The organism is Achromobacter anxifer, assembly GCF_903652925.1.
In the GTDB taxonomy this organism is placed as follows: Bacteria; Pseudomonadota; Gammaproteobacteria; order Burkholderiales; family Burkholderiaceae_B; genus Achromobacter; species Achromobacter anxifer.
The window spans coordinates 619154-643820 of sequence record NZ_CAHLAR010000004.1 but is presented as its reverse complement, the minus strand read 5'-3'; the positions used below and the strand labels follow the sequence as shown (position 1 = coordinate 643820).

The window sequence follows — 24667 nt, the reverse complement described above, 5'->3', positions numbered from 1 at the left end:
TGAATGGCGGAATATAAGATGCCCGCAGCGTCCAGGGTGCTGCGTACGGCGGCGTCCGGGGACGATCTGCACGGGAGAGCTTCAGCATGGAAATTGGAATATTGGGCGGCGGCATTGCGGGCCTGAGCGTGGCGCTGGCCTTGCGCAAGCTGGGGCACCGGCCCCGGGTGTATGAGCGCGGCGCCGCCGCGACGACCATGGGCGCGGGCGTGACGCTCTGGCCCAATGCCGGCTTCGTGCTGAAGGAAATGGGACTGCTGCTGGATGTGGCGGCCGTGGGCGGGCGGCCGGCGGCCATGCGGCGCCAGGACGCGGCGGGCAATCCGCTGGGAGGGCTTGATATCGGTTTGCTGGACCGGACGATGGGCTACCCGACCCATACGATTCTGCGGCGCGATCTGCTGGCGGTATTGCTGGACCACGCGGTGCGCGCCGGGATCGAAGTCGTGTACGGCCACCGCGCGGTGGCGCTCGAACTGGATGCGGACGGCCGGGCCGTGGCGCGCTTCGAGAACGGCCTCTGCATCCGTCCCGACCTGCTGATCGGCGCCGACGGCCGCATGGATTCCGTGGCGCGCCGCTTCGTCGCGGGCGACAACGCGCCGGTCTATCAAGGCTTCGTGAACTGGATCGGAGTGGCGCAGGCCGATGATGCGCTGGTCGGCGACATCGCCATCCAGGACTTTTGGGGCGCGGGCGAGCGCTTTGGCCTGGTGCCGGTGCAGCCCGGCCTGGTGTATTGGGCGGCGGCGCAGGCGCGGCCCTTGGCCGGCGCCGGGCCGGCGGCGGATCCGCGCAGGGAAGTGGAACGGTTGTTCGGTGGATGGCCCGATCCGGTGGCCCGCATCATCCAGGCCACCCCGGTGCACGCGCTGCGGCTGATCGAGGTGCACGATCTGGAACCGCTGCGCACGTGGAGCCGGGCCAATGTGCTGCTGGTCGGGGATGCCGCGCACGCGCCCTTGCCCACGTCGGGACAGGGCGCCTGCCAAGCGCTGGAAGACGCCTGGCATCTGGCCCGCTGCCTGGAGGACGCGGACGGATGCCTGGACGCCGCCTTGCCGCGCTTCACGGAACTGCGCGTGCCCAAGACCTCGCAGCTGATAGAGCAAGCCCGGTTCTTCGCGCGCGGCCTCTTCGCCACCGATCCCGAAGCCTGCCGCATCCGCAATCAGCGCGCCAAGGACGCCGATCCCCTGCGTGATGTGCAGGCCCTGGCGGCTGGCTGGTCGCAGGGACTGCCCATGCCCGGCCAGGCGGACGCGGACAGCGCCGGCCAGGCAGGCTTTGGCAGCTTGTTCCGCGCCTGAGCCTGGCAGCGGGCACGCGACTTGCTGAGGCTGATCTCCCGGTTGGACTGGAAGCATCACCATGCCGAGCATTAGCGTTCCAAGGCGGCAGCCACCCCGCAAGCGGTCTCACCGCGCCGCAAACGCCGGTCACGCCAATCCGATATCGAGATTCTTCGACCACTTCGCCGCGCATGTGACACGGTGGGTAGGCTCGCCGATCGCATTCGGGCTGGCGCTGATTGCGGTGATCGTGTGGGCGGCGTCCGGCCCGGCTTTCGGGTATTCCGAGATTTGGCAGCTGGTGATCAATACCGGGACCACGATCGTGACCTTCCTGATGGTGTTCCTGATCCAGCAGAGCCAGAACAAGGACAGCGAGGCGCTGCATTTGAAGCTGGATGAGCTGCTTATCGCGCTCAAGGGGGCGGACGAAGGGCTGGTCGACGCCGAGCGCCTGGACGAGGACAAGCTGCTTGCGCTGGCCGCGGCCTGCACGGCTCGCGTCAGGCGGGAACGCCGCCGCCGGCGCTCGCGCGCGGCCGGGTCGCAGTAGCATGTAAGTTCGATCTACAGGAGGCCTTATGGAAAACGCCAAATGGGATTTCCAGCTTGAGCGCCCGGTCGAGGACCAGGGCAGCTGGAGCATAGGATACGTGCTGGTTTCGCTGGTGGCGGGAGTGCCTGATGAACGGGTAGCCGTCGAGGAGCGGTTCGCTTCGGCCCAGGTCGCCATCGACGAAGCGACGCGGCTTGCCCAGATCCAGGTCGCGGACCTGAACGGCGATACGGCGTCGTTTGAAAAGCCGACGGACGAGGAGGTCCCGTTCGGCAAAAACCCGCGGTTCTGACGGGCCTTGCGCCCGGCCCGGGCATGGCATTTGCTGGAAACACGCCGCGGCGGCCTTCGCCGTGCTTCCGTACAGGTGCAGCCATGCCCGAGATCCATTCCGATTCGATTCCGCGCCCGGCCTCGATGACGTCCCCACCGCAGCCGGGACCCGCGGACCACCGCCCGCCGCCGGTCAACCCGGACGACGCCGGCGACAGCGCGCTGGGCGACGAAGTGCCCGACGAGGACATCGAACCCGCGGATACGACCGCGGAGGAAGATGAGGACGGGGGCGGGGCGCACTCGCCGGGAAAGCGCGGCTGAGCGCCTGGGCTGCGGGCGGCGCGATCAAGCGCGTCTAAAATGGCGCTCCGATCATTTCGCGGCGCGCATCGCGCCGCTCTCCCAGGCCCCCATGCAAGAAAACACGCCCGCCGCGCAGCCGGCATCCGGAATGCCCACGCAACGCCAGAAATTCGAATCGCTCGCGCGCACGCTGGAGCAGGAGCGTGCCCGGCTGCGCCTGTGGCAGACGGTGGAGCCGCAATACCAGAAGAAGTACGAGGACGTGCTGGCTCCGTTGGAAACGGTCGAGGTCGAGCTGAAGGCCAAGCTGGTGTTCTGCTTCGACCACGCTTGCAAGCAGAAGGAGCTGACCAAGGCCGAGCGCGCGCTGGCCTCGGAGATCGCGGCGCAGCTGGCGCAGGAGACGCTGGATGCCATCGTGCTGGACGGCACGCCGGCGGAATGCGATGCGGACCGGTTGAAGGCGCTGTACCTGAAGCACGGCGGTTCGGATTACGACGCCGAGCTGGAGGACGAAGAGGACGAGGCCGGCGAGGCCGCGGCGCCCACCGTGGCTGCGGACGCGGTCGCAGTAGCGCCGGAGCTGGCAGCGGAAATCGAGGCGCTGGCGGCCGCGGGCGCGGACCAGCAGGCCAAGGTCGGCGAGGACCGCTACACGCAATATAACCAGGCGCTGGAGAGTCTGATCGCGGCCGTGGCGGCGCAGCTCGTGGCGGTGGAGGATGCCTTCAAGGCCCGCTACCACTTCGATCCCGCGCAATCCATAGACCCGTCCGACCTGATGGAGGACCTGGACGCCGAGATCGAGGACGCCCAGGAATACATCGGCGAGCTGGAGTTCGAGCTGTCGCAGTTCGTGGACATGCAGCAGGTCAAGGCCTGGCTCAAGGCCATGAAAAAGCAGCTGGCTGCGCCGAAGCGGCGCGGCTGAACGCGCCAGGCAGTCCGGCGCTCAGGAGGCCGGACGCCGCGCCGCCTGCACGACCTTCATCACCGGCGCGGCGCTCTTGCCCGCATCCGCCCGCGGCCGGATCATCAGCGGGAAGAAGCGCCACAGGTACAGGCCGAAGGCCAGGGCCCAGGCGGTGGCCGAGGCATGCAGGAAACCCAAGGTGGCGGCGGTCGGGAGCAGGGCGGCCAGGCGCAGCAGGGCCGCCAGGATCATCAGCGCATAGCTCAGTACCATGCTGCGGTCGGTCTGCAGCGGCCGGCCCAGGTGGCCGAGCGCGGTGCGCGTGACCATGCCCAGGATCAGCACCGAAAAGCCGGCCACGCCGATCACGTGCGCGGGCCAGGCCAGCCGCAGCACGTAGCCGGCCAGCTGCGCCGCGCCGACCAGCAGGCCTATGCCCAGGCCGCCGTAGCCCGCGTACAGAATCCATAGCAGCGGCACCTTGCGCACGGCCCAGGGCTTCCAGGAGATCCATTGCGCCAGGGCGATCAGCCCGGTCGCGGCCAAGGCCAGCGCGGCGGCCTGCGGCTGGCCCGCCAGCAGGCAGGCGATGGCGGCGATGCCCGTGCCCAGCTGCCAGTGGCCGCTGCGGGTGTGAGGGGGTATGTCCAGCCCGGCCACGGCGCGCTTGGCGAAGAAGGGGATGACGCGGCGCGCGATCAGCAGCGTCAGCACCGCCATGCACAGCAGGCCGGCGTTGAAGTAGCGCATCAACGCGAAATAGTCGCCCTGGACCGAGGCCCAGAGGTAGAGCGCATTGGTGGCGGCCAGGCCCAGCAGCAGGAAGGGAACGCCGTAGTTGCGCTGATTGCGCGTGACGGCGACGGCGCGGCCCAGCGCGCCGGCGGCCCAGACGAAAAACAGCAGGTCCGCCGCGGCGGCAATCACGAAGGCCGGCCGTCCCGGCAGCAGATAGCCCGCGCGCGCCACGATCCACACCGCGCACAAGATGGCCAGCGGCGTGCCGCGCAAGGGATTCTTGCCGGTCCAGTTGGCGCCTGCCGTCAGCAGGAAGCCCACGGCGATGGTGGCGACGAAGCCCCACAGCATCTCGTGCGCATGCCAGGGCATGCCGTTGAGCACGCCGGTCAGGCGCGCCGGCGCATGCACCCACAGCAGCACGGACGCCAGCGCCCAGAAGCAGCCGGCCAGGTACAGCGGCCGGAAGCCCATTTCGGTGAAGGCGCTCCATTGGGGCCTTGCGCGGCGCGGGGCTGCGGCCGGTTCTTCGATGCTAAGCAGCGTGCTCATGAGGGTCTGCGCGGCGCCGTTTCGGCCTCGCGTTTAAAGGTGTATTTGAAATGCATATTAATGCGTTGGCGGCCTGCCCGCCAGCGCGGCAATTTGATCCAGCGCAAGCCGGGCCGCCAAGAAGGGGGTGACTAGTCACATCGGCAAGGGGCTTCTGGTCGGCTGGCGAATGGTCCGGAATGCCCGCGATCCCTAGGCTAGCCACATGTCTTCGTGAGTAAAGCGAGAGTAACCATGGCAGCAAGTCAACCTTCCGCCGGCGCGCCGATGCGGGTCCTGATTTCAAGCACATTCGCCTTCACCATCTGTTTCGCGGTGTGGATGATCTTCGCGGTGCTGGGCATCCCCATCAAGCAGCAGCTGGGCCTGTCCGAAACCGAATTCGGCCTCTTGGCCGCCATGCCGGTGCTGACCGGTTCCCTGGTGCGCGTGCCCCTGGGCATCTGGACCGACCGCTACGGCGGCCGGCCGGTGTTCTTCATCCTGATGCTGTTGGCGGTGGTGCCGATCTGGCTGCTGTCCTATGCCACCGAGTACTGGCAGTTCCTGGTGCTTGCGCTGTTCGTTGGCCTGACGGGCGGCTCGTTCTCGGTGGGCACGCCCTATGTGGCGCGCTGGTTCCCGCGCAACAAGCAGGGTCTGGCGATGGGGGTGTTCGGCGCCGGCAACTCGGGTTCGGCCATCACCAAGTTCGTCGCTCCCGCCCTGATCGCGGCGGCGGGCGGCGCCTGGGTCATCGTGCCCCAGGTCTACGCCGTGGCGCTGCTGGTCACCGCCATCCTGTTCTGGCTGTTCTCCTCTTCAAACCCCGCTCATCGCGTGAAGAGCGGCGCCAGCCTGTCGGCGCAGATGGCCATGCTGAAGGACCCGCGCGTCTGGCGCTATTGCCAGTACTACTCGGTGGTGTTCGGCGGCTACGTGGCGCTGGCGCTGTGGATGACCAAGTACTACATCGGCGAATACGGCTTCGACATGAAGCTGGCCGCGCTGCTGGCGGCGTGCTTTTCCCTGCCGGGCGGCGTGCTGCGCGCGGTGGGCGGCTGGATCTCGGACCGCTACGGCGCCTACAAGACCACCTGGTGGGTGATGTGGGTGTGCTGGGTGGCGTTCTTCCTGCTGAGCTACCCGCAGACGGAATTCACCATCACGACGGCCAACGGCCCGCGCACCTTCGGCATCGCGCTCGGTCCGGTCACCTTCACGGTCCTGCTGTTCGTGGTCGGCATCGCCATGGCCATCGGCAAGGCCTCGGTCTTCAAGTTCATCTCGGACGAGTTCGGCGAAAACATCGGCGCCGTGTCCGGCATCGTCGGCCTGGCCGGCGGCCTGGGCGGCTTCGTGCTGCCGATCATGTTCGGGATCCTGCTGGACCTCACGGGCATCCGCTCCAGCGCCTTCATGCTGCTGTACGGCACCGTCTGCGTCTCGCTCATCTTCATGCACTTCAGTTTCCGGCCGGAAAGCGCGGCCATCGCCCGGCAACACGCTGCGGCTCCTTCCACCACCTCCTGAGAGTATCCCTATGTCTTCCACTCAAGTCCTTGCGCGCTGGGAGCCGGATAATCCCGGCTTCTGGAAGCAGACCGGCGCCCGCGTCGCCAACCGCAACCTCTGGATCTCCATTCCGGCGCTGATGCTGGCGTTCAGCATCTGGATGCTGTGGAGCGTGGTGGTGGTCAACCTGGACCGCGCCGGCTTCATGCTGTCCAAGAACCAGATGTTCTGGCTGACGGCGCTGCCCGCGCTGTCGGGCGCGACCCTGCGCATCTTCTATTCCTTCCTGGTGCCCGTATTTGGCGGGCGCAAGTGGACGGCCATCTCCACGGCCTCGTTGCTGATCCCGGCGCTGGGCATGGGTTTCGCCCTGCGCGATCCGACCACCTCGTTTCCGACCCTGCTGATCCTGGCGCTGCTGTGCGGTCTGGGCGGCGGCAACTTCAGCTCCAGCATGGCCAACATCAGCTTCTTCTTCCCCAAGGAGAAGAAGGGCCTGGCCACCGGGCTGAACGCCGGCATCGGCAACCTGGGCGTGTCCCTGGTGCAGTTCGTGGTGCCCGTGGTCATTTCCATCGGCGTGTTCGGCGTGGCAGGCGGCGAGCCCCAGGTCATCAACGCCAATGGCGCGCAGCAGAACCTGTGGCTGCAGAACGCCGGCTTCATCTGGGTGATTCCGATTGCGCTGGCGTCGATCGCCGCCTGGTTCGGCATGAACGACATCGCTGATGCCCGCGCCTCGTTCGCGGACCAGGCCGTGATCTTCAAGCGCAAGCACAACTGGCTGATGTGCTGGCTGTACGTAGGCACGTTCGGCTCCTTCATCGGGTTTTCGGCCGGCTTCGCCATGCTGACCAAGACGCTGTTCCCGCAGGTCGATCCCATGGCCTATGCCTTCCTGGGGCCGCTGGTGGGCTCGCTGACTCGGCCTTTCGGCGGCTGGGTGTCGGACAAGCTCGGCGGCGCGCGGGTCACGCTGTTCACCTTCGCCGGCATGATCGCGGCGGTGCTGGGCGTGGTGACGTTCCTGCCGGTCGCCGGGCAGGCGGGCAACTTCAACGGGTTCCTGGCCATGTTCATCGTGCTGTTCGCGCTGACGGGCGTGGGCAACGGTTCGACCTTCCGCATGATTCCCGTGATCTTCCTGCGTGAACGCACGCAGGCGGCTGAAGGGAAGGGCGCCGCAGCGCAGAAGCAGGCCCAGGCGGACGCGGCCAAGGAGTCGGCCGCGGTGCTGGGCTTCTCGGGCGCGATCGGCGCCTACGGCGGCTTCTTCATCCCGCGCAGCTTCGGCACTTCGCTGGAGATGACGGGCAGCGTGCAGGCCGCCCTGTATTGCTTCATCGGCTTCTACGCCACCTGCATGCTGATCACTTGGTGGTACTACGCCCGCCGCAATGCGCCCGTGCCTTGCTGAGGCGTCGGGCGGCGGCCGGAGTGACTAGTCATTCTGCCGCGCCCGGCCTGTGCCACCGGCGAATGGTCGGCAAGGCGGGCCGCGCCCACAATGGTTTCAACAGCATCGATTGCAGTACGCGCCGGCCGGACCGGCGCCTTTGGAGAATAGAGAATGAGCCATTTCCTGGACCGCTTGAAGTTCATGTCGCGGGTGAAGTCCACCTTCGCGGACGGCCACGGCGAGACGGTCAACGAGGACCGCAAGTGGGAAAACGCCTACCGCGCCCGCTGGCAGCACGACAAGGTCGTGCGCTCGACCCACGGCGTGAACTGCACGGGCTCCTGCTCGTGGAAGGTCTACGTCAAGAACGGCCTGATCACCTGGGAGACGCAGCAGACGGACTATCCGCGCACGCGGCCCGACCTGCCCAACCATGAGCCCCGCGGCTGTCCGCGAGGCGCTTCCTACAGCTGGTACGTCTATTCGGCGCAGCGCGTGAAGTATCCGATGATCCGCGGCCGCCTCATGGAAATGTGGCGCGAGGCCCGCAAGACCATGGACCCGATAGCGGCCTGGGAATGGATCAGCCAGGACCCGGCGCGCGCCAAGCGCTACAAGGCCGTGCGCGGCCTGGGCGGCTTCGTGCGCGCCGACTGGGACACGGCGATGGAGATCGTCGCCGCCGCCAACGCCTTCACCATCAAGAAGTTCGGCCCTGACCGCCTGATCGGCTTCTCGCCGATTCCGGCCATGTCCATGGTCAGCTACGCCGCAGGCGCGCGCTACCTGAGCCTGCTGGGCGGCGCCTGCCTGAGCTTCTATGACTGGTACTGCGACCTGCCGCCCGCCAGCCCGCAGATCTGGGGCGAACAGACCGACGTGCCGGAATCGGCCGACTGGTACAACTCGACCTATCTGATGGTGTGGGGCTCCAACGTGCCCCAGACCCGTACGCCCGATGCGCACTTCTACACCGAGGTCCGCTACAAGGGCACCAAGACCGTGGCCGTGTCCAGCGACTTCGGCGAAATGGTCAAGTTCGGCGACATCTGGCTGGCGCCCAAGCAAGGCACCGATGCCGCCCTGGCCATGGCCATGGGCCATGTGATCCTGAAGGAATTCCACCTGTCCGGCGCTTCGGACTACTTCCGCGACTACGTGCGGCGCTACACCGACATGCCCATGCTGGTGCTGCTGAAGGAGCGCGACGGCTTCTACGCGCCGGATCACTTCCTGCGTGCCTCGCACCTGGATGGCGCGCTGGGCGAGCAGAACAACCCCGACTGGAAGACGCTGGTTCTGGACGCCAAGACCGGCGACCTGGTCGCGCCCAATGGCAGCATTGGTTTCCGCTGGGGCGAGGGCGCGGTCAACGGCGGCGAGAAGGTCGGCCGCTGGAACCTGGAATCCAGGGACGGCGGCAGTGGCCGCGAGATCGAGCCCGCGCTGAGCCTGCTGGACCAGTCCGACGCCGTGGTCGGCGTGGGCTTCCCGTACTTCGGCAGCGAGCATGGCGAGCTGCAGGTGCGCAACGTGCCTGCGCGCCGCATCCGCCTGGCCGACGGCAGCGAGGCCCTGGTGGCCACGGTGTACGACCTGCAGATGGCCAACTACGGCCTGGACCGCGGCCTGGGCGGCGGCAATGTCGCCAGCTCCTATGACGACGACGTGCCTTACACGCCCGCCTGGCAGGAAAAGCACACCGGCGTGCCGCGCGCGCAGGTGATCCAGGTGGCGCGCGAGTTCGCGCAGAACGCCCACGACACCGAAGGCAAGTCCATGGTCATCGTCGGCGCCGGCCTGAACCACTGGTACCACATGGACATGATCTACCGCGGCATCATCAACATGCTGATGATGTGCGGCTGCGTGGGCAAGAGCGGCGGCGGCTGGGCGCACTACGTGGGCCAGGAAAAGCTGCGCCCGCAGTTCGGCTGGGCCCCGCTGGCGTTCGCCGCGGACTGGGTCCGTCCTCCGCGCCAGATGAACGGCACGTCCTTCTTCTACGCACACACCAGCCAGTGGCGCCATGAAAAGCTCAACGTCCAGGAAGTCCTGGGCCCCACCGCCGACCGCGGCCGCTACGGCGATCTCAGCATGATCGACCTGAACGCCCGCGCCGAACGCATGGGCTGGCTGCCGTCGGCGCCGCAGCTGCGCACCAATCCGCTGGACGTGGTGGCGCAGGCGGAAAGCCAGGGCAAGGACCCGGTGGCTTACGTGGCCGAACAGCTGAAGTCGGGCGAATTGCGCATGTCCTGCGAGAACCCGGACGATCCGGCCAACTTCCCGCGCAATATGTTCGTGTGGCGCTCCAACATCCTGGGCTCCAGCGGCAAGGGCCACGAATACTTCCTGAAGTACCTGCTGGGCACGCAGAACGCGGTGTTCGGCGACGAGGCCGAAGCCATCAAGCCTACTGAAGTGACCTATCAGGAAGACGCGGCCGAAGGCAAGCTGGACCTGCTGACGGTGCTGGACTTCCGCATGAGCACCACCTGCCTGTACGGCGACATCGTGCTGCCCACGGCCACCTGGTACGAAAAGGACGACCTCAACACCTCGGACATGCACCCGTTCATCCACCCGCTGAGCGAAGCCGTGCAGCCCCTGTGGGAAAGCAAGACCGACTGGGAGATCTACAAGCTGCTGGCCAAGAAGTTCAGCGAGATCGGCGGCCCCTACCTGGGCAAGCGCCGCGACGTGGTGCTGACCCCGCTGATGCACGACACCCCGGGAGAGCTGGGCCAGGCGTTCGAGCCCAAGGACTGGAAGCTGGGCGAATGCGAGCTGATCCCCGGCAAGACCGCGCCCAACATGACCGTGGTCGAACGCGACTACAACGACATCTACCGCAAGTTCACCTCGGTGGGGCCGCTGCTGGACAAGCTGGGCAACGGCGGCAAGGGCATCAACTGGAACACCGAGCACGAGGTGCACGAGCTGGCCGGCATCAACGAAAGCGTGGCCGAACCGGGCGTGAGCCAGGGCCGGCCGCGGCTGGACACCGCCATCGACGCGGCCGAGATGATCCTTACCTTCGCGCCCGAGACCAACGGCCACGTGTCGGTCAAGGCCTGGGAGGCGCTGGGCAAGATCACCGGACGCGACCACACGCACCTGGCGGTCGGGCGCGAGCACGACAAGATCCGCTTCCGCGACATCCAGGCCCAGCCGCGCAAGATCATTTCCGCGCCCACCTGGTCGGGCCTGGAAAGCGAAGAAGTCAGCTACAACGCCGGCTACACCAACGTGCACGAGCTGATTCCATGGCGCACGCTGACCGGCCGCCAGCAGTTCTACCAGGACCACCGCTGGATGCTCGACTTCGGCGAAGGCTCCTGCGTGTACAAGCCGGCCATCGACACCAAGACGGTCGCGCCCATGCTGGGCCGCTATCCGAACGGCGAGAAGGAACTGGTCCTGAACTGGCTGACTCCGCACCAGAAGTGGGGCATCCACAGCACGTATTCGGACAACCTGCGCATGCTCACCCTGAGCCGCGGCGGCCCCCATGTGTGGATTTCGGAAACCGAGGCCAAGCAGGCCGGCCTCGTCGACAACGACTGGGTCGAGGTCTTCAACGTCAACGGCACCTTGACCGCGCGCGTCGTCGTCAGCCAGCGCGTGCCGGCGGGCATGTGCCTGATGTACCACGCGCAGGAAAAGATTGTGAACGTGCCTGGCGCGGAAACCAGCGGCAAGCGCGGCGGCATCCACAACTCGGTCACGCGCACGGTGCTCAAGCCCACGCACATGATCGGCGGCTACGCCCAGCAGGCCTACGGTTTCAACTACTACGGCACGGTCGGCGCCAACCGCGACGAGTTCGTGGTGCTGCGCAAGATGAAGAAGGTGGACTGGCTGGAAGGCCCGCTGGTCGAAGACGCCAACACGCAACAAGAAGAGAAGCAATCATGAGGATACGCGCCCAAATCGGCATGGTGCTGAACCTGGACAAGTGCATCGGCTGCCACACTTGCTCGGTCACCTGCAAGAACGTCTGGACCAGCCGCGACGGCGTCGAGTACGCCTGGTTCAACAACGTGGAAACCAAGCCCGGCATCGGCTATCCCAAGGAATGGGAGAATCAGGACAAATGGAAGGGCGGCTGGAAGCGCACCGCCGCCGGCAAGCTGGAGCCGCGCCAGGGGGGCAAGCTGCGCATCCTGGCCAATCTCTTCGCCAACCCGAACCTGCCGCAGATCGACGACTACTACGAGCCGTTCACCTTCGATTACGAGCACCTGCAGAAGGCGCCGCTGTCGCAGACCCCGCCCACCGCGCGTCCGGTGTCGGTGCTGACCGGCAAGAAGATGGACAAGATCCATTGGGGCCCGAACTGGGAGGACGACCTGGGCGGAGAATTCAGCGCGCGCAGCCGCGACGCGCTGTTCGAGGGCGTGCAGAAGGAGATGTACTCGACCTTCGAGAACACCTTCATGATGTACCTGCCGCGCCTGTGCGAACACTGCCTGAACCCGGCCTGTGTCGCCAGCTGCCCGTCCGGCTCGATCTACAAGCGTGAAGATGACGGCATCGTGCTGGTGGACCAGGACAAGTGCCGCGGCTGGCGCATGTGCATCTCCGGCTGCCCATACAAGAAGATCTACTACAACTGGAGCAGCGGCAAGGCCGAGAAGTGCACCTTCTGCTATCCGCGCATCGAGGCCGGCCAGCCCACGGTGTGCTCGGAAACCTGCGTGGGCCGCATCCGCTACCTGGGCGTGATGCTGTATGACGCCGACCAGATCGAGCAGGCCGCGTCCACCGCCAGCGAGCAGGACCTGTACCAGTCGCAGCTCGACCTGTTCCTGGACCCGCATTCGCCCGAGGTGATCGCCGCGGCGCGCGAGCAGGGCATTCCGGAATCCTGGCTGGAAGCCGCGCGCAAGTCGCCGGTCTACAAGATGGCGGTGCAATGGCGCGTCGCCTTCCCGCTGCATCCGGAATACCGCACCTTGCCCATGGTCTGGTACATCCCGCCGCTGTCGCCGATCCAGACGGCGGCCGAGTCCGGCCAGATGCCGAGCCGCACGGTGGGCAAGAACGCCATGATTCCTGACGTGTCCAGCCTGCGCATTCCCGTGCGCTACCTGGCCAACCTGCTGACGGCGGGCAAGGAAGCGCCGGTGTTGCAGGCGCTGGAACGCATGCTGGCCATGCGCGCCTACAAGCGCTCCGAGACCGTGCACGGCGAACGCGACACGGCGCTGCTGGAGCAGGTCGGCCTGAGCGAGGCGACCGTGCAGGACATGTACAAGATCATGGCCATCGCCGACTACGAAGACCGCTTCGTGGTGCCCAGCAGCCACAAGGAAGTGGTCGAGGACAGCTTCAACGAGAAGGGCAGCTGCGGCTTCACCTTCGGCAACGGCTGCTCGGGCGGGGTGTCGGAAGGCACCTTGTTCGGACGCAAGCCCCAGGGCAGCGAGATCTTCATCGAGATGCCGAAATCCCGCAAGAAGGCCGCCGCGGCCTAGGAAAGGAGAAAACCATGAGTCTGTACCGCCTGCTTTCCGCCTTGCTGTGCTATCCCGAGCCCGAGCTGCTGGACGCGTTGGGCGAGGTCGAAACCGCCTTGTCCGACCATCCCGACGCCGAGGAAGCCCTGCAACCCTTGATCGGCTACCTGGCCACCAACGACCTGATCGCGCTGCAAGAGAACTACGTCGCCACCTTTGACCGCAACCGCTCGCATTCGCTGCACCTGTTCGAGCACGTGCACGGCGAAAGCCGCGACCGCGGCCAGGCCATGGTGGACCTGCTGGACACCTACCGCGAGCATGGCTTCGAACCGGTGGTGTCCGAGCTGCCGGACCACGTGCCGCTGTTCCTGGAGTTCCTGGGCGTGATCGATCCCGCCCAGGCCCAGGACCTGCTGGACGACGCCATCCACGTGCTGGCCGCTATCGGCGCGCGCCTGGCCAAGGGCGACAGCCCCTACGCCGGCATCTTCGCCGTGCTGCGCGCCCAGTCCCGCGTGATTCCGCGCGAGCAGACCGAAGCGCCCGTGCGCGACATGGATGATGCGATGGAAACGTTCGGCATCGGGCCGGACGGCGTGGAACCGCTGCTGCGGCCGTTCTCGGGCGAGGGCGCGCAGACCGTGCGCTTCTATCCCCGCGCGCCCGCGGCTCATTAATCTTCAGGACGACGCATCATGAACTCCCTGAATCAGTTCTTCTTCGGCATCTACCCCTACATCGCGCTGACGATCTTTCTGCTGGGCAGCCTGGCGCGCTTCGAGCGCGAGCAGTACACCTGGAAGTCGGACAGCTCGCAGCTGCTGCACCGCGGCCAATTGCGCCTGGGCAATATCCTGTTCCACGTCGGCATCCTGGGCCTGTTCTTCGGGCACCTGGCGGGCCTGTTGACGCCCGTGGTGGTGTGGGACACGCTGGGCGTGTCGCACACGCTCAAACAGACCGTGGCCATGGTGGCCGGCGGCGTCATGGGCGGGCTGTGCCTGATCGGCCTGCTGATCCTGATCCACCGCCGCCTGAGCGACCCGCGCATCCGCGCCACCACGCGGCCCGGCGACAAGCTGTTGCTGCTGTGGATCCTGGTCACCTTGCTGCTGGGCCTGTCGACCATCGCGCTGTCGGCCGGTCACATGGACGGCGAGATGATGGTGCGCCTGATGACCTGGGCGCAGCACATCGTCACCTTCCAGGGTGACGCCGCCAGCCATATCGCCGACGTGCCGCTGCTGTTCAAGGCGCACCTGTTCATGGGCCTCACGCTGTTCGTGATCTTCCCGTTCACCCGCCTGGTCCACGTCTGGAGCGGCTTTGCCTCGGTGACCTATCTGGGCCGCGCCTGGCAGCTGGTCCGTCCGCGTTGATCGCCATTCCTGGGAGCAGACCATGCCTGTCATCGTCAATGGCGTCGAACTGAACGACGCGGACCTGGAACGCGAACTGCCGCTGCATGCCGAAGCCGGCAACCCCATGCGTGACGCGATCACCACCCTGGTGCTGCGCCGCGTGCTGCTGGACGAGGCCGGCCGGCTGGGGGTGGACGCTGCCGACGAGGAGGGCATCATCGACGCCTTGCTGGCCCGCGAGGCGGCCGCGCCCGAAGCCGACGAGGCTGCCTGCCGCCGCTACTACCAGATGCATCCGCAACGCTTCATGGTGGGCGAACTGGTCGAGGCCGACCACATCCTGTTCCAGGTCACGCCGGGCGTGAACCTGGACATGCTGCGGGCGCACGCCAACGTGGTGCTGGCCGAGCTGCTGGAGGATCCCTCGCGCTTCGCCGAGGTGGCGCGGGAGCAATCCAATTGCCCGTCCGCCGCCCTGGGCGGCAGCCTGGGGCAATTGGGGCGGGGCGACACGGTGCCGGAATTCGAGCGCGCGGTCTTCGCGCTGCCCGCGGGCGGCCTGCTGCCGCAACTGCTGGAAACCCGCCACGGCCTGCACATCGTGCGGGTGACGCGGCGCATCGAGGGCCGCATGCAGCCCTACGAGCACGTGGCGGGGCAGATCGCCGCCGCGCTGTCGGCCACGAGCCGCGACACCGCCTGGCGCCAGTACACCCGGCTGCTGGTCGAGCGCGCCGATATCCAGGGCATAGACCTGCAGGGCGAAGAGCCGGAGCGCGTCTACGGCGGGAGCGCTGCATGATGGAAGAGCCGGCTGCGGGACCCCTGGTGGACGGCCACGGCCGCCGCATCGATTATCTGCGCGTATCCGTCACGGACCGCTGCGACCTGCGTTGCAGCTACTGCCTGCCCAAGGACTTCAAGGGCTTTGAAACCCCCGCCAATTGGCTGCGCCACGAGGAGATGGCGCGGCTGGTGGAGTTGTTCGTCGGGCTGGGCGTGAGCAAGGTCCGGTTGACCGGCGGCGAGCCCCTGTTGCGCCGCGGCCTGGCGGGACTAGCGGGCGCCATCGCCGCCATGCCCGGGCTGAAGGATCTTTCCGTATCGACCAACGGCACCCAATTGGCCCGCCATGCGCAGGATTTGCGCGCGGCCGGGGTCGACCGCCTGAACATCAGCCTGGACACGCTGGATGCCGCCGCCTTCAGCCAGATCACCGGCCGGGATTGCCTGGATGCGGTGCTGGCGGGGCTGGCCGCGGCCAGGGACGCGGGCTTTGCGCCCATCAAGCTCAACAGCGTGGTGCACGCGGCCACGCCCGAGGCCGAGGTGCGCAGGCTGCTGGATTACGCCGTGGCGCAGGGTTTCGTGCTGCGCCTGATCGAGCCCATGCCCATGGGCAGCTGCGGCCAGGGCTTTGCGCATACCGACCTGAACGCCATGGGCTCGCGGCTGGCCGTGGAGGCCGGCCTGGTGCCGGCCCTGGGCGGGACGGGCGCGGGTCCGGCGCGCTACTGGACCACGGGCCATGGCGCGCCCGTGCTGGGCGTGATCACCCCCATGTCGCGCCATTTCTGCGCCAGCTGCAACCGCGTCCGCCTGGGCGTGGACGGCACCCTGTACCTGTGCCTGGGCCAGGAAGACCAGGTGCCGTTGGGGCGTCTGCTACGGCAGGGCGCAAGCGATGCCGAACTGGTTCGCGCGATCCAGGCCGGCATCGCCGTCAAGCCGGAGCGCCACGACTTCCTGGCGCGTCCGGAACGCATCGTGCGCTTCATGGCGCAGACGGGAGGCTGACATGCGCGACATCGAAAGGCTGGTCGACGGCTTCCAGCGCTTCCAGCAACAGTATTACGAGGACGCGCCAACGCTGTACCGCAATCTGTGCGAAGGCCAACACCCCAGCACGCTGCTGGTGGGCTGCTGCGATTCGCGGGTCGATCCGGCCATGCTGCTGGGCTGCGATCCGGGCGACATCTTCACCGTGCGCAACGTGGCCAACCTGGTGCCGCCGGCGAGCACGGACCGGGGCTTGCAGGGCGTGCTGGCCGCGATACAGTTCGCGGTGGAGCAGCTGCAGGTCAGCCGCATCATCGTGCTGGGCCACGCCCATTGCGGCGGCATCCGCGCGCTGATGGACCGGCGCACCCGCGGCGACGGCGAGACCGACTACCTGGAACGCTGGATGGACATTGCCGAACCGGCGCGCAGGCAGGTGCTGCAGCAGATGCCGCAGGCCTCGGCCGCCGAGCGCCGGCGCGCCTGCGAGCAGGCGTCCATCCTGATTTCGCTGCGCAACCTGGAGGAACTGCCGTTCGTCCGCCGCGCGGTCGACGCGGGCGGCCTAACCCTGCACGGCTGGTATTTCGACCTGGTGGCGGGCGCTTTGCTGGCATACTCGGCGCGGGCGGACGCATTCCTGCCCATCGTCTGCCCATTGTTCACGGAGCTTGCATGACCCCAGTTTTCGGCATCGCCGGCCGTTCCGGCAGCGGCAAGACCACCCTGATCGAGGCCATGCTGCCGCTGCTGGGCGCGCGCGGCCTGAAGGTCAGCGTCATCAAGCACAGCCACCACGATTTCGAGATGGAGCCGCCCGGCAAGGACAGCGCCCGCTTCCGGCAGGCGGGCGCGCTGGAGGTGATGGTGGCCTCGCCGTACCGCTACGCCATCGTCCATGAACTGCGGGACGCGCCCGAGCCGACGCTGGAAGAACAGCTGGAGCGCCTGGCGCCGGCCGACCTGGTGCTGGTCGAGGGCTTCAAGCAGGCCGCGATCCCGCGCATCGAGGTATACCGGCCAGCCCTGGGCAAGCCGCCCCTGCACGCGGACGACGGCAGCTTCCTGGCGGTGGTCACCGACGCGCCGCTGGCGGCGGGCTTGCCCTGCCTGCCTCTGAACGAGCCGGCCCGGGTCGCGGACTTCATCTGCCGCACCCTCGGACTGGGGTGAGGGGCCGCCGCTGTAACGAGAGGCGCAGCGGCTACACTGGAAGCCGCCGCATTACCCGAGCAAGACCGCGTTGAAAGCCATGAAGCCCACCGATACCGCCGCCGAGTCCGACGGCCTGCCTTCGCCCCGGCATCGCCTGTCCACGCGCATCATCATCAGCTCGCTGGTGGCGCTGGTGGTGGTCCTGTCCATGGTCAGCTGGACGCTGTGGCTGTCGTGGCAGCTGGAAGGCGCGGGCGCCGCCATCAACGACACCGGCAGCCTGCGCATGCGGGCGAACCGGGTGGCGGTGGAACTGATGCGGCCGCAGGCGGGACGGGAGTTCCGCACCAACGAGCAGATCCAGCTCATGGACGACACCATCGCGCGGCTGGCGCGCGGCAATCCGGCGCGGCCGCTGTTCATCCCGAACGACGCAGCCATCCGCAAGCAGTGGCAGGACGTGGCCGCGTACTGGTACGACATCATGAAGCCCGCCGCCCGGCGCGCCCTGGCGCAGCCGGATTCCGCCGCCTACCTGGAGACCTTGCCGGAATTCGTGTCCCGGGCCGACTCGCTGGTGCGCATGATCGAACAGGACAATGCCGGCAAGACCACCTCGCTGCGCCTGTCGCAGGGAGTGCTGGCGGCGATTGCCAGCGCCGGCACGCTGGCAATGATCTACCTGCTGTATCTGTGGATCATTTCGCCGGTGCTGCGCCTGCGCGACGGCCTGCAACGCATGGCGTCCCGCGAATTCAGCACCCGCCTGCCGGTGGAAAGCAAGGACGAGTTCGGCGTGCTGGCGCGCGGCTACAACCGCATGGCCGACGAATTGCAGGACCTGTACACCGGCCTGGAACGCCGGGTGGAAGAGAAGACCGCGCAGCTGGCCGCGCAGAACCGCGATATCGGCGCGCTCTACGACATGGCTGCCTTCCTCAACCAGCCCAACGAGATCGAGGCCCTGTGCGACGGCTTCCTGCGCCGGGTGATGCTGCAGTTCGACGCGGAAGGCGGCAGCATCCGCGCGCTCGATCCCAACAACGAAAAGCTCAACCTGATGGTGTCGGTGGGTTTGTCCGACGAGCTGGTGGAGGCCGAGCATTGCATGCGGGTGGACGACTGCTATTGCGGCGTCGCCACGCGCCAGGCCGGCGTCATCGTCATCCAGGATTTCCGCCAGTCGCCGCCGGCGCCGGAGCTGAACTGCCAGCGCGAGGGTTTCGCCAGCGTGGCGGTGTTCCGCATCGTCACGCGCGACGAGGTGCTGGGCTCGTATTCGCTGCATTTCCGCCAGCAGCGCAAGCTGGCGCCGGCGGAGTCGCAGCTGCTGGAAACGCTGGGCCAGCATCTGGGCGTGGCCCTGGACAACCGGCGCCTGAGCGCCCAGACGCGTCAGCTGGCGGTGGAGCGGGAACGCGGGCTGGTGGCGCAGGGACTGCACGACAGCCTGGCGCAGGGCCTGAATTTCCTGAACCTGCAATTGCAGATGCTGGACGCCGCGGTCAAGCGCGGCGACGAGGCGGAGATCGAAGAGATCCTGCCGCTGCTGCGAACCGGCGTGGACGAAAGCTACCAGGACGTGCGCGAGCTGCTGACCAACTTCCGCACCAAGCTGTCGCAGGGCGACTTGCAAGCCGCCATCGAAGACACCGTGGCGCGCTTCCGGCGCCAGACCGGCATCGAGACCGAATTGCGCTTTGCGCCGGGCCAGGGCGCGCCGCTGCCGCCCGACGAGCAATTGCAGGTGCTGTTCGTCCTGCAAGAGGCGTTGTCCAACGTGCGCAAGCATTCCGAGGCCAGCCACGTGCGCGTCGAGGTCGCCAATGACCGCGACTTCAGCTTGCTCATCGCGGACGACGGCCAGGGCTACGATCCGGCCGAGGTCGCCGAGCGCGGCGAATCCCATGTGGGCCTACATATCATGCGCGAGCGCGCCGCCCGCATGCGCGCCATGATAAAACTCGAATCGCAGCCCGGCGCCGGCACCCGCGTCGCGCTGACCCTGCCTGGCAGCGAACGCCAGGCCGCTTGAATATTACGACCATGCCCATCCGCATCCTCCTCGTCGACGACCACACCCTGTTCCGTTCGGGCGTGCGCCTGCTGCTGCAACGCCAGCCCGATTTCGAGGTCGTGGCCGAGGCCGGTGACGGCGTCGAGGGCCTGAAGCGCGCCAAGGAGCTCAAGCCCGACGTGGTCCTGCTGGACCTGAACCTGCCGGGCCTGTCCGGGCTGGAAACGCTGCAGCTGCTGACGCAGGAGCTGCCTTCCTGCGCGGTCATCATCCTGACGGTTTCCGAAGAGGCCGACGAGCTGGGGCAGGCGCTGCGCGACGGCGCCCGCGGCTACCTGGTCAAGAACATCGACGCCGACGCGCTGACCGCGGCCATCCGCCGGGCGGCGGGCGGCGAGCCGGTCATCGCCGACAGCATGACGGCCAAGCTGGTCGAGCAGTTCCGCGGCCAGGCCAGCCTTGCGGCGCAGGCGCCGCAGACGGCCGGCGGCGCCGAGCGCCATCGCCTTACCGCACGCGAAACTCAGATCGTGCAATGGCTGGCGCGCGGCGCCAGCAACAAGGTCATTGCGCGCGAGCTGGACGTGAGCGAAAGCACGGTCAAGATCCACGTGCAGAACGTGTTGAAAAAACTCAACCTGACCAGCCGCGTGCAGGTCGCCGTCTACGCCGTGGAACACGGGCTGTACACGGAAGAATAGGCTGTGCGCGGCGTTCGGCATGCGCCGTCTTGATCTGCGACAAGGCCCGGGGAGCGGCGGCCCCATAGACTGGCCGGCATGGAAACTCGAACCTCTCCCATGGAGCTCGTGGCCCCCGCCGGCAGCCTGGCCGCGCTGAAGGCCGCCATCGATGCCGGCGCCGACACTGTCTACCTCGGGCTCAAGAACGCCACCAATGCCCGCAATTTCGCCGGGCTCAACTTCACCGAAAGCGACATCCGCGCAGGCGTGGAACTGGCGCACAGCCGCGGGCGGCAGGTGTTGTTCGCCATCAACACCTTCGTGCAGGCGGGCAGGGCGCCCGAGTGGCGCGCCGCGGTCGACGCCGCGCACGGGCTGGGCGCGGACGCCGTCATCATGGCCGACGCGGGCCTGCTGGCCTACGCCAGCGACCGCTATCCCGATCTGCGCCTGCACCTGTCGGTGCAGGGTTCCGCCACCCACACCGACGCCATCGAACTGATGAAGGAACAGTTCGGCATCCGCCGCGTGGTGCTGCCGCGCGTGCTGACCGTGGCCGAGATCGGACGCATCTGTGCCAACGTCAGCGTCGAAGTCGAAGTGTTCGGCTTTGGCAGCCTGTGCGTCATGGCCGAAGGGCGCTGCCTGCTGTCGTCCTATGCCACCGGTGATTCCCCGAACAACAAGGGCGTCTGTTCGCCGGCGCACGCGGTGCGCTGGTCGGAAGAGAACGGCCGCATGGACGCGCGCCTGAACGGCATCCTGATCGACCGCTACGAACCCGGCGAGCCCGCCGCCTATCCCACCTTGTGCAAGGGCCGCTTCGAGGTCGACGGACAGTCGGACCATGCGCTTGAAGAGCCCACCAGCCTGAATGCCATCGGCCTGTTGCCGCGCCTGGCGGAAATGGGCGTGTCCGCCATCAAGATCGAAGGCCGGCAGCGCAGCCCGGCCTATGTCACCCAGGTGGTGTCGACCCTGCGCGCGGCCCTGGACGGCGCGCATGCCGACGCTTCCCGCTTTTCTCCTCGTCCTGAATGGAACGCCATGCTGGCGCGCCATTCCGAAGGTTCCCAAGTCACCCAAGGCGCATTCGAACGTCCATGGAAATGAATCCGAGCGCATACCAGATATCAGTCGGGCCGCTGCAATACTACTGGCCGCGCCAGCACACGCTGGACTTCTATGCGGCGCTGGCCGACAGTCCCGCCGACATCATCTATGTGGGCGAAACCGTCTGTAGCCGCCGCCACGAGCTGCGCGCCGAGGACTGGATGGAGTTGGCGCGCGACCTGCGCGCCGCGGGCAAGCAGGTGGTGCTGTCGGGCCGCACGCTGATCGAAACCGGGGCCGAGGCCAGCGCGCTGAAAAAGCTCTGCGGCCAGGACGACTTCATGGTCGAGGCGGGCGAGCTGGGCGCGGTGCGGCACCTGAACGGCCGCGCCTTCGTGGCGGGGCCCCACGTCAACGCCTATCACGGCGGCACCCTGGAATGGCTGGCCCGACGCGGGGCCGCGCGTTTCGTCGCGCCGCTGGAAATGGATGGCCAGACCTTGGCCCTCTTGATGGCCGAGAGGCCCGCCGGCCTGGAGGCGGAAGTCATGGTGTGGGGCCGCATGGCGCTGGCGTTCTCCGCGCGCTGCTTCACCGCGCGGCACTTCCGCCTGAAGAAGGACGACTGCGGCTTTCGCTGCATCGAGCATCCGGACGGGCTGGACATGCGCACTCGGGAATCGAGCGATTTCCTGGCGATCAACGGCATCCAGGTGCAGTCCGGGGCCTGTCTGGACCTGCTGTTGCAAGCGTCGGAACTGGCGGCCATGGGGGTGGAGGTCCTGCGGGTGAGTCCGCAATCGGCCGGCACGCTGGAGGCGATCGCCGCGCTGGATGCCACGCGGCGCGGCCTCGCGCCGGTGGACGCGCAGCCGCCGGCGGGCATGGCCCGCTGCAACGGCTATTTCCACGGCAAACCCGGCATCGACCTGTTGGAGGTGGCATGAGCGCGGCTATCCAGGTGCCTGGCCTGTTCGCCAGGCTGGGCCGGCGTCTGCCCGGGCCGTTCGTCTCCCTGCATTTCACGGCCGGGCTGGAGCTGGCGCGACGGCTGAAGTGGCTGTCACCGCCCTCGGAGCTGGAAGGCCGCAGCTTCGCCATCACGGTCGAGGACCTGGGCTTGCGCAGCAGCTTCGCGCTGCGGCAGGGCGCCTTCCGGCCGCTATGGAACGGCGCGGCCGCCGAACTGGAGCTGGGCGCGAAGCTGGCCGACCTGCTGGCGCTGATGCGTTCGGAGACGGACGCCGATACCTTGTTCTTCCAGCGCAGGCTGCGCATTTCGGGCGATACCGAGCTGGGACTGATCGTCAAGAACTGGCTGGATGCCGCGCCCAGGCCGGCGTGGCTGCAAGGCGCGGGGCCGGTGCGCTGAGGCCCGCTCAAGGCCCGCCGCGGCCTGCGGGCTTTGCGGGAATCCGGAGCGGACCATGCTATACCGGCGTCGTTGCCGCAAGGGCGCGCCTGGCCGCGCATCCCGGCGTAGTTGAACGGAGACGGATATGCGGGTCATGGTGGTGGGCGCGAGCAAGGGGCTGGGCAGGGCATTCGTGGAGGGCTTGAGCCAGGACGCAAGCTTGATCGCCGGCGTGGCGCGCCGCGCGCCCGCGGACGTCCGCTCGGCGCCTGGCTGCGAGCTGCGCTGGATCGAGGCGGATCTGTCGCAGCCGCAGGCCGCCGTCGATCAGATCGCCGCGCAGGCGCCGAATGACCTCGACGTCATCCTCTACAACCTGGGCGTGTGGGAGGAGCGCGCATTCAGCGAAGGCTATGACTTCCTGACCGATTCCCCGCAGGAACTCGCGCGCATGGTCGACATCAACGTCACCGCGACCATCCTGTTGCTGCAATGCCTGATTCCGCGCGTGCTGGGTTCGCGCAAGCCGCAGGTAATCCTGACCGGTTCGACTTCGGCGCTGCCCGGCAGCGGTCGCCCCGAAGTGACGTTCGCGGCCTCCAAGTTCGCGCTGCGCGGCATCGCCGACGCCCTGCGCGAGAGCTTCAGGGACCGCCGGCTGGCGGTGACCTGCCTGCAACTGGGCTACCTGAATACGGAAGACGGAATGGACGTGCCGCGGGACACGGCCAGCCAGCGCGGAGAGGGCGGCCTGATCCCCGTGCATGACGTGGTGGCGATGACGCGCGCGCTGCTGCACCTGTCCGATGCGTCGTTCGTGCGGGAACTCGTGATGCCGGCGCTGATGGACCAGCGCTTCTGAGCGGCGGCGCCATATGGCATATGGTTATGTGAGCGTAGCGGTATCCATATCCCGTTCGCATAACTACAATCCGGCCTGGACCGCATACAAAGCTACCGGCAATCAACAAGGAGACACCCATGAGCCAATCGAACAAGCCTTGGCGGCTTGAGACCATCGCCGTGCATGGCGGCTATCGCCCCGATCCCACCACGCGCGCCGTGGCCGTGCCCATCTACCAGACCGTGGCCTACGCGTTCGACGACACGCAGCATGGCGCCGACCTGTTCGACCTCAAGGTGCCGGGCAACATCTATACCCGCATCATGAACCCGACCACGGACGTGCTGGAGCAGCGCGTGGCGGCCCTGGAAGGCGGCATCGCCGCGTTGGCGCTGGCCTCGGGCCAGGCCGCGGTGACCTACGCCATCCTGACCATCGCCGAAGCGGGCGACAACATCGTTTCGTCCAGCACGCTGTATGGCGGCACCTACAACCTGTTCGCGCATACGCTGCCGCAGTACGGCATCAGCACGCGCTTCGCCAATCCTTCCGACCTGGCCGCGTTCGAGGCGCAGATCGACGACCGCACCAAGGCCATCTTCGCGGAGTCGGTCGGCAACCCGCTGGGCAACATCACCGACATCGCCGCGCTGGCCGAACTGGCGCATCGCCACGGCCTGCCGCTGATCGTCGACAACACCGTGCCTTCGCCGTACCTGCTGCGCCCCATCGAGCACGGCGCCGACATCGTGGTGCAGTCGCTGACCAAGTACCTGGGCGGCCATGGCACCAGTCTGGGCGGCGCCATCATCGATTCGGGCAAGTTCCCGTGGGCGGAACACAAAGAACGCTTCAAGCGCCTGAATACGCCGGACGTGAGCTACCACGGCGTGGTCTACACCGAAGCCTTCGGCCCGGCCGCCTACATCGGCCGCGCCCGCGTGGTGCCGCTGCGCAATACCGGCGCGGCGATCTCGCCCTTCAACTCGTTCCAGATCCTGCAGGGCATCGAGACCCTGGCGCTGCGCGTGGACCGCATCGTCGAGAACACCGTGAAGATCGCCAACTACCTGCGCGAGCACCCGAAGGTCGAATGGGTCAACTATGCCGGCCTGCCGGATCATCCCGACCACGCGCTGGCGCAGAAGTACCTGGGCGGCAAGGCCCCCGGTCTGTTCACGTTCGGCGTGAAGGGCGGCCGCGAAGCCGGCGCGCGCTTCCAGGACGCGCTGCAGCTGTTTACGCGCCTGGTCAATATCGGCGATTCCAAGTCGCTGGCCACGCATCCCGCATCCACCACGCACCGCCAGCTCAATCCCGAAGAGCTGCAAAAGGCCGGCGTGCGCGAGGAAACCGTGCGCCTGTCCATCGGCATCGAGCACATCGACGACCTGCTGGCCGATCTGGACCAGGCATTGGCGCAGGTGTAA

Annotated in this window: 23 protein-coding genes; 22 read left to right on the top strand and 1 reads right to left on the bottom strand. The window is 67.4% G+C overall.

Going from position 1 to position 24667, the window contains the following annotated elements; translation table 11 throughout:
- Positions 1-86: 86 nt before the first annotated feature.
- The 5 genes from HWY37_RS16045 to HWY37_RS16025 all read left to right on the top strand — a co-directional run bounded on the left by HWY37_RS16045 (position 87) and on the right by HWY37_RS16025 (position 3358).
- Positions 87-1310 (top strand): FAD-dependent monooxygenase, encoded by a 1224-nt coding sequence (locus HWY37_RS16045; protein ID WP_175208095.1) that lies wholly within the window; start codon positions 87-89, stop codon positions 1308-1310.
- Between the two features lie 61 nt (positions 1311-1371).
- Entirely contained in the window at positions 1372-1845 is a 474-nt protein-coding gene (locus HWY37_RS16040) for a low affinity iron permease family protein (protein WP_246302325.1), read from the top strand.
- A gap of 28 nt (positions 1846-1873) precedes the next feature.
- Complete coding sequence (locus HWY37_RS16035) at positions 1874-2140, top strand: hypothetical protein (protein ID WP_175208096.1); 267 nt, start codon at positions 1874-1876, stop codon at positions 2138-2140.
- Positions 2141-2223: 83 nt separating this feature from the next.
- Positions 2224-2445 (top strand): hypothetical protein, encoded by a 222-nt coding sequence (locus HWY37_RS16030; protein WP_176089056.1) that lies wholly within the window; start codon positions 2224-2226, stop codon positions 2443-2445.
- A gap of 130 nt (positions 2446-2575) precedes the next feature.
- The gene (locus HWY37_RS16025) at positions 2576-3358 is read left to right on the top strand and encodes a hypothetical protein (RefSeq protein ID WP_246302324.1); all 783 of its coding nucleotides are present in this window, start codon (positions 2576-2578) and stop codon (positions 3356-3358) included.
- A 21-nt stretch (positions 3359-3379) separates the two neighbouring features.
- On the opposite strand, the gene HWY37_RS16020 is transcribed toward HWY37_RS16025, so the two are convergent.
- On the bottom strand, positions 3380-4630 hold the full coding sequence (locus tag HWY37_RS16020; RefSeq protein WP_176089054.1) for an NnrS family protein: 1251 nt from the start codon (positions 4628-4630) through the stop codon (positions 3380-3382).
- A gap of 234 nt (positions 4631-4864) precedes the next feature.
- On the opposite strand from HWY37_RS16020, the gene HWY37_RS16015 reads away from it, so the two are divergent.
- The 17 genes from HWY37_RS16015 to HWY37_RS15935 all read left to right on the top strand — a co-directional run bounded on the left by HWY37_RS16015 (position 4865) and on the right by HWY37_RS15935 (position 24667).
- Positions 4865-6142: an MFS transporter gene (locus HWY37_RS16015; protein WP_246302323.1), complete on the top strand. Its 1278-nt coding sequence runs from the start codon at positions 4865-4867 to the stop codon at positions 6140-6142.
- A 10-nt stretch (positions 6143-6152) separates the two neighbouring features.
- Positions 6153-7541: a NarK family nitrate/nitrite MFS transporter gene (locus HWY37_RS16010; RefSeq protein WP_175208100.1), complete on the top strand. Its 1389-nt coding sequence runs from the start codon at positions 6153-6155 to the stop codon at positions 7539-7541.
- 153 nt (positions 7542-7694) lie between these two features.
- Positions 7695-11444 (top strand): nitrate reductase subunit alpha, encoded by a 3750-nt coding sequence (locus HWY37_RS16005; protein WP_176089053.1) that lies wholly within the window; start codon positions 7695-7697, stop codon positions 11442-11444.
- Positions 11441-13006: a nitrate reductase subunit beta gene (gene narH / locus HWY37_RS16000; protein WP_175208102.1), complete on the top strand. Its 1566-nt coding sequence runs from the start codon at positions 11441-11443 to the stop codon at positions 13004-13006. The genes HWY37_RS16005 and narH overlap by 4 nt, the downstream gene beginning before the upstream one ends.
- A gap of 14 nt (positions 13007-13020) precedes the next feature.
- Positions 13021-13668: a nitrate reductase molybdenum cofactor assembly chaperone gene (gene narJ / locus HWY37_RS15995; RefSeq protein WP_175208103.1), complete on the top strand. Its 648-nt coding sequence runs from the start codon at positions 13021-13023 to the stop codon at positions 13666-13668.
- Between the two features lie 18 nt (positions 13669-13686).
- Positions 13687-14370 carry a respiratory nitrate reductase subunit gamma gene (gene narI / locus HWY37_RS15990; protein ID WP_175208104.1) on the top strand — a complete coding sequence of 228 codons (684 nt, stop codon included), beginning with the start codon at positions 13687-13689 and terminating at the stop codon, positions 14368-14370.
- A 22-nt stretch (positions 14371-14392) separates the two neighbouring features.
- Positions 14393-15154, top strand: a complete 762-nt coding sequence (locus tag HWY37_RS15985) for a peptidylprolyl isomerase (RefSeq protein WP_175208105.1) — start codon at positions 14393-14395, stop codon at positions 15152-15154.
- Positions 15151-16149, top strand: coding sequence for a GTP 3',8-cyclase MoaA (gene moaA, locus HWY37_RS15980; RefSeq protein ID WP_175208106.1), 999 nt, complete (start codon positions 15151-15153; stop codon positions 16147-16149). The genes HWY37_RS15985 and moaA overlap by 4 nt, the downstream gene beginning before the upstream one ends.
- Position 16150: 1 nt before the next feature.
- Complete coding sequence (locus HWY37_RS15975; protein ID WP_175208107.1) at positions 16151-16810, top strand: carbonic anhydrase; 660 nt, start codon at positions 16151-16153, stop codon at positions 16808-16810.
- On the top strand, positions 16807-17304 hold the full coding sequence (gene mobB, locus HWY37_RS15970) for a molybdopterin-guanine dinucleotide biosynthesis protein B (RefSeq protein WP_176089052.1): 498 nt from the start codon (positions 16807-16809) through the stop codon (positions 17302-17304). The genes HWY37_RS15975 and mobB overlap by 4 nt, the downstream gene beginning before the upstream one ends.
- Positions 17305-17383: 79 nt before the next feature.
- The gene (locus HWY37_RS15965) at positions 17384-19321 is read left to right on the top strand and encodes a type IV pili methyl-accepting chemotaxis transducer N-terminal domain-containing protein (protein WP_176089051.1); all 1938 of its coding nucleotides are present in this window, start codon (positions 17384-17386) and stop codon (positions 19319-19321) included.
- Positions 19322-19332: 11 nt separating this feature from the next.
- Complete coding sequence (locus tag HWY37_RS15960) at positions 19333-20004, top strand: response regulator (protein WP_175208110.1); 672 nt, start codon at positions 19333-19335, stop codon at positions 20002-20004.
- A gap of 78 nt (positions 20005-20082) precedes the next feature.
- Positions 20083-21099: a ubiquinone anaerobic biosynthesis protein UbiU gene (gene ubiU / locus HWY37_RS15955; protein WP_175208111.1), complete on the top strand. Its 1017-nt coding sequence runs from the start codon at positions 20083-20085 to the stop codon at positions 21097-21099.
- The gene (locus tag HWY37_RS15950; RefSeq protein ID WP_176089106.1) at positions 21096-21986 is read left to right on the top strand and encodes a U32 family peptidase; all 891 of its coding nucleotides are present in this window, start codon (positions 21096-21098) and stop codon (positions 21984-21986) included. The genes ubiU and HWY37_RS15950 overlap by 4 nt, the downstream gene beginning before the upstream one ends.
- Positions 21983-22411, top strand: coding sequence for a ubiquinone anaerobic biosynthesis accessory factor UbiT (gene ubiT, locus HWY37_RS15945; RefSeq protein ID WP_176089050.1), 429 nt, complete (start codon positions 21983-21985; stop codon positions 22409-22411). Before HWY37_RS15950 ends, ubiT begins: the two co-directional genes overlap by 4 nt.
- Before the next feature lie 127 nt (positions 22412-22538).
- Positions 22539-23255 (top strand): SDR family oxidoreductase, encoded by a 717-nt coding sequence (locus HWY37_RS15940; RefSeq protein WP_175208113.1) that lies wholly within the window; start codon positions 22539-22541, stop codon positions 23253-23255.
- 119 nt (positions 23256-23374) lie between these two features.
- Positions 23375-24667, top strand: a complete 1293-nt coding sequence (locus HWY37_RS15935) for an O-acetylhomoserine aminocarboxypropyltransferase/cysteine synthase family protein (RefSeq protein ID WP_175208114.1) — start codon at positions 23375-23377, stop codon at positions 24665-24667.

Bases quoted from the DNA above. Each gene is read 5' to 3' on its own strand.
- HWY37_RS16045 (WP_175208095.1), top strand. From the start codon at position 87: ATGGAAATTGGAATATTGGGCGGCGGCATTGCGGGCCTGAGCGTGGCG.
- HWY37_RS16040 (WP_246302325.1), top strand. From the start codon at position 1,372: ATGCCGAGCATTAGCGTTCCAAGGCGGCAGCCACCCCGCAAGCGGTCT.
- HWY37_RS16035 (WP_175208096.1), top strand. From the start codon at position 1,874: ATGGAAAACGCCAAATGGGATTTCCAGCTTGAGCGCCCGGTCGAGGAC.
- HWY37_RS16030 (WP_176089056.1), top strand. From the start codon at position 2,224: ATGCCCGAGATCCATTCCGATTCGATTCCGCGCCCGGCCTCGATGACG.
- HWY37_RS16025 (WP_246302324.1), top strand. From the start codon at position 2,576: ATGCCCACGCAACGCCAGAAATTCGAATCGCTCGCGCGCACGCTGGAG.
- HWY37_RS16020 (WP_176089054.1), bottom strand. From the start codon at position 4,630: ATGAGCACGCTGCTTAGCATCGAAGAACCGGCCGCAGCCCCGCGCCGC.
- HWY37_RS16015 (WP_246302323.1), top strand. From the start codon at position 4,865: ATGGCAGCAAGTCAACCTTCCGCCGGCGCGCCGATGCGGGTCCTGATT.
- HWY37_RS16010 (WP_175208100.1), top strand. From the start codon at position 6,153: ATGTCTTCCACTCAAGTCCTTGCGCGCTGGGAGCCGGATAATCCCGGC.
- HWY37_RS16005 (WP_176089053.1), top strand. From the start codon at position 7,695: ATGAGCCATTTCCTGGACCGCTTGAAGTTCATGTCGCGGGTGAAGTCC.
- narH (WP_175208102.1), top strand. From the start codon at position 11,441: ATGAGGATACGCGCCCAAATCGGCATGGTGCTGAACCTGGACAAGTGC.
- narJ (WP_175208103.1), top strand. From the start codon at position 13,021: ATGAGTCTGTACCGCCTGCTTTCCGCCTTGCTGTGCTATCCCGAGCCC.
- narI (WP_175208104.1), top strand. From the start codon at position 13,687: ATGAACTCCCTGAATCAGTTCTTCTTCGGCATCTACCCCTACATCGCG.
- HWY37_RS15985 (WP_175208105.1), top strand. From the start codon at position 14,393: ATGCCTGTCATCGTCAATGGCGTCGAACTGAACGACGCGGACCTGGAA.
- moaA (WP_175208106.1), top strand. From the start codon at position 15,151: ATGATGGAAGAGCCGGCTGCGGGACCCCTGGTGGACGGCCACGGCCGC.
- HWY37_RS15975 (WP_175208107.1), top strand. From the start codon at position 16,151: ATGCGCGACATCGAAAGGCTGGTCGACGGCTTCCAGCGCTTCCAGCAA.
- mobB (WP_176089052.1), top strand. From the start codon at position 16,807: ATGACCCCAGTTTTCGGCATCGCCGGCCGTTCCGGCAGCGGCAAGACC.
- HWY37_RS15965 (WP_176089051.1), top strand. From the start codon at position 17,384: ATGAAGCCCACCGATACCGCCGCCGAGTCCGACGGCCTGCCTTCGCCC.
- HWY37_RS15960 (WP_175208110.1), top strand. From the start codon at position 19,333: ATGCCCATCCGCATCCTCCTCGTCGACGACCACACCCTGTTCCGTTCG.
- ubiU (WP_175208111.1), top strand. From the start codon at position 20,083: ATGGAAACTCGAACCTCTCCCATGGAGCTCGTGGCCCCCGCCGGCAGC.
- HWY37_RS15950 (WP_176089106.1), top strand. From the start codon at position 21,096: ATGAATCCGAGCGCATACCAGATATCAGTCGGGCCGCTGCAATACTAC.
- ubiT (WP_176089050.1), top strand. From the start codon at position 21,983: ATGAGCGCGGCTATCCAGGTGCCTGGCCTGTTCGCCAGGCTGGGCCGG.
- HWY37_RS15940 (WP_175208113.1), top strand. From the start codon at position 22,539: ATGCGGGTCATGGTGGTGGGCGCGAGCAAGGGGCTGGGCAGGGCATTC.
- HWY37_RS15935 (WP_175208114.1), top strand. From the start codon at position 23,375: ATGAGCCAATCGAACAAGCCTTGGCGGCTTGAGACCATCGCCGTGCAT.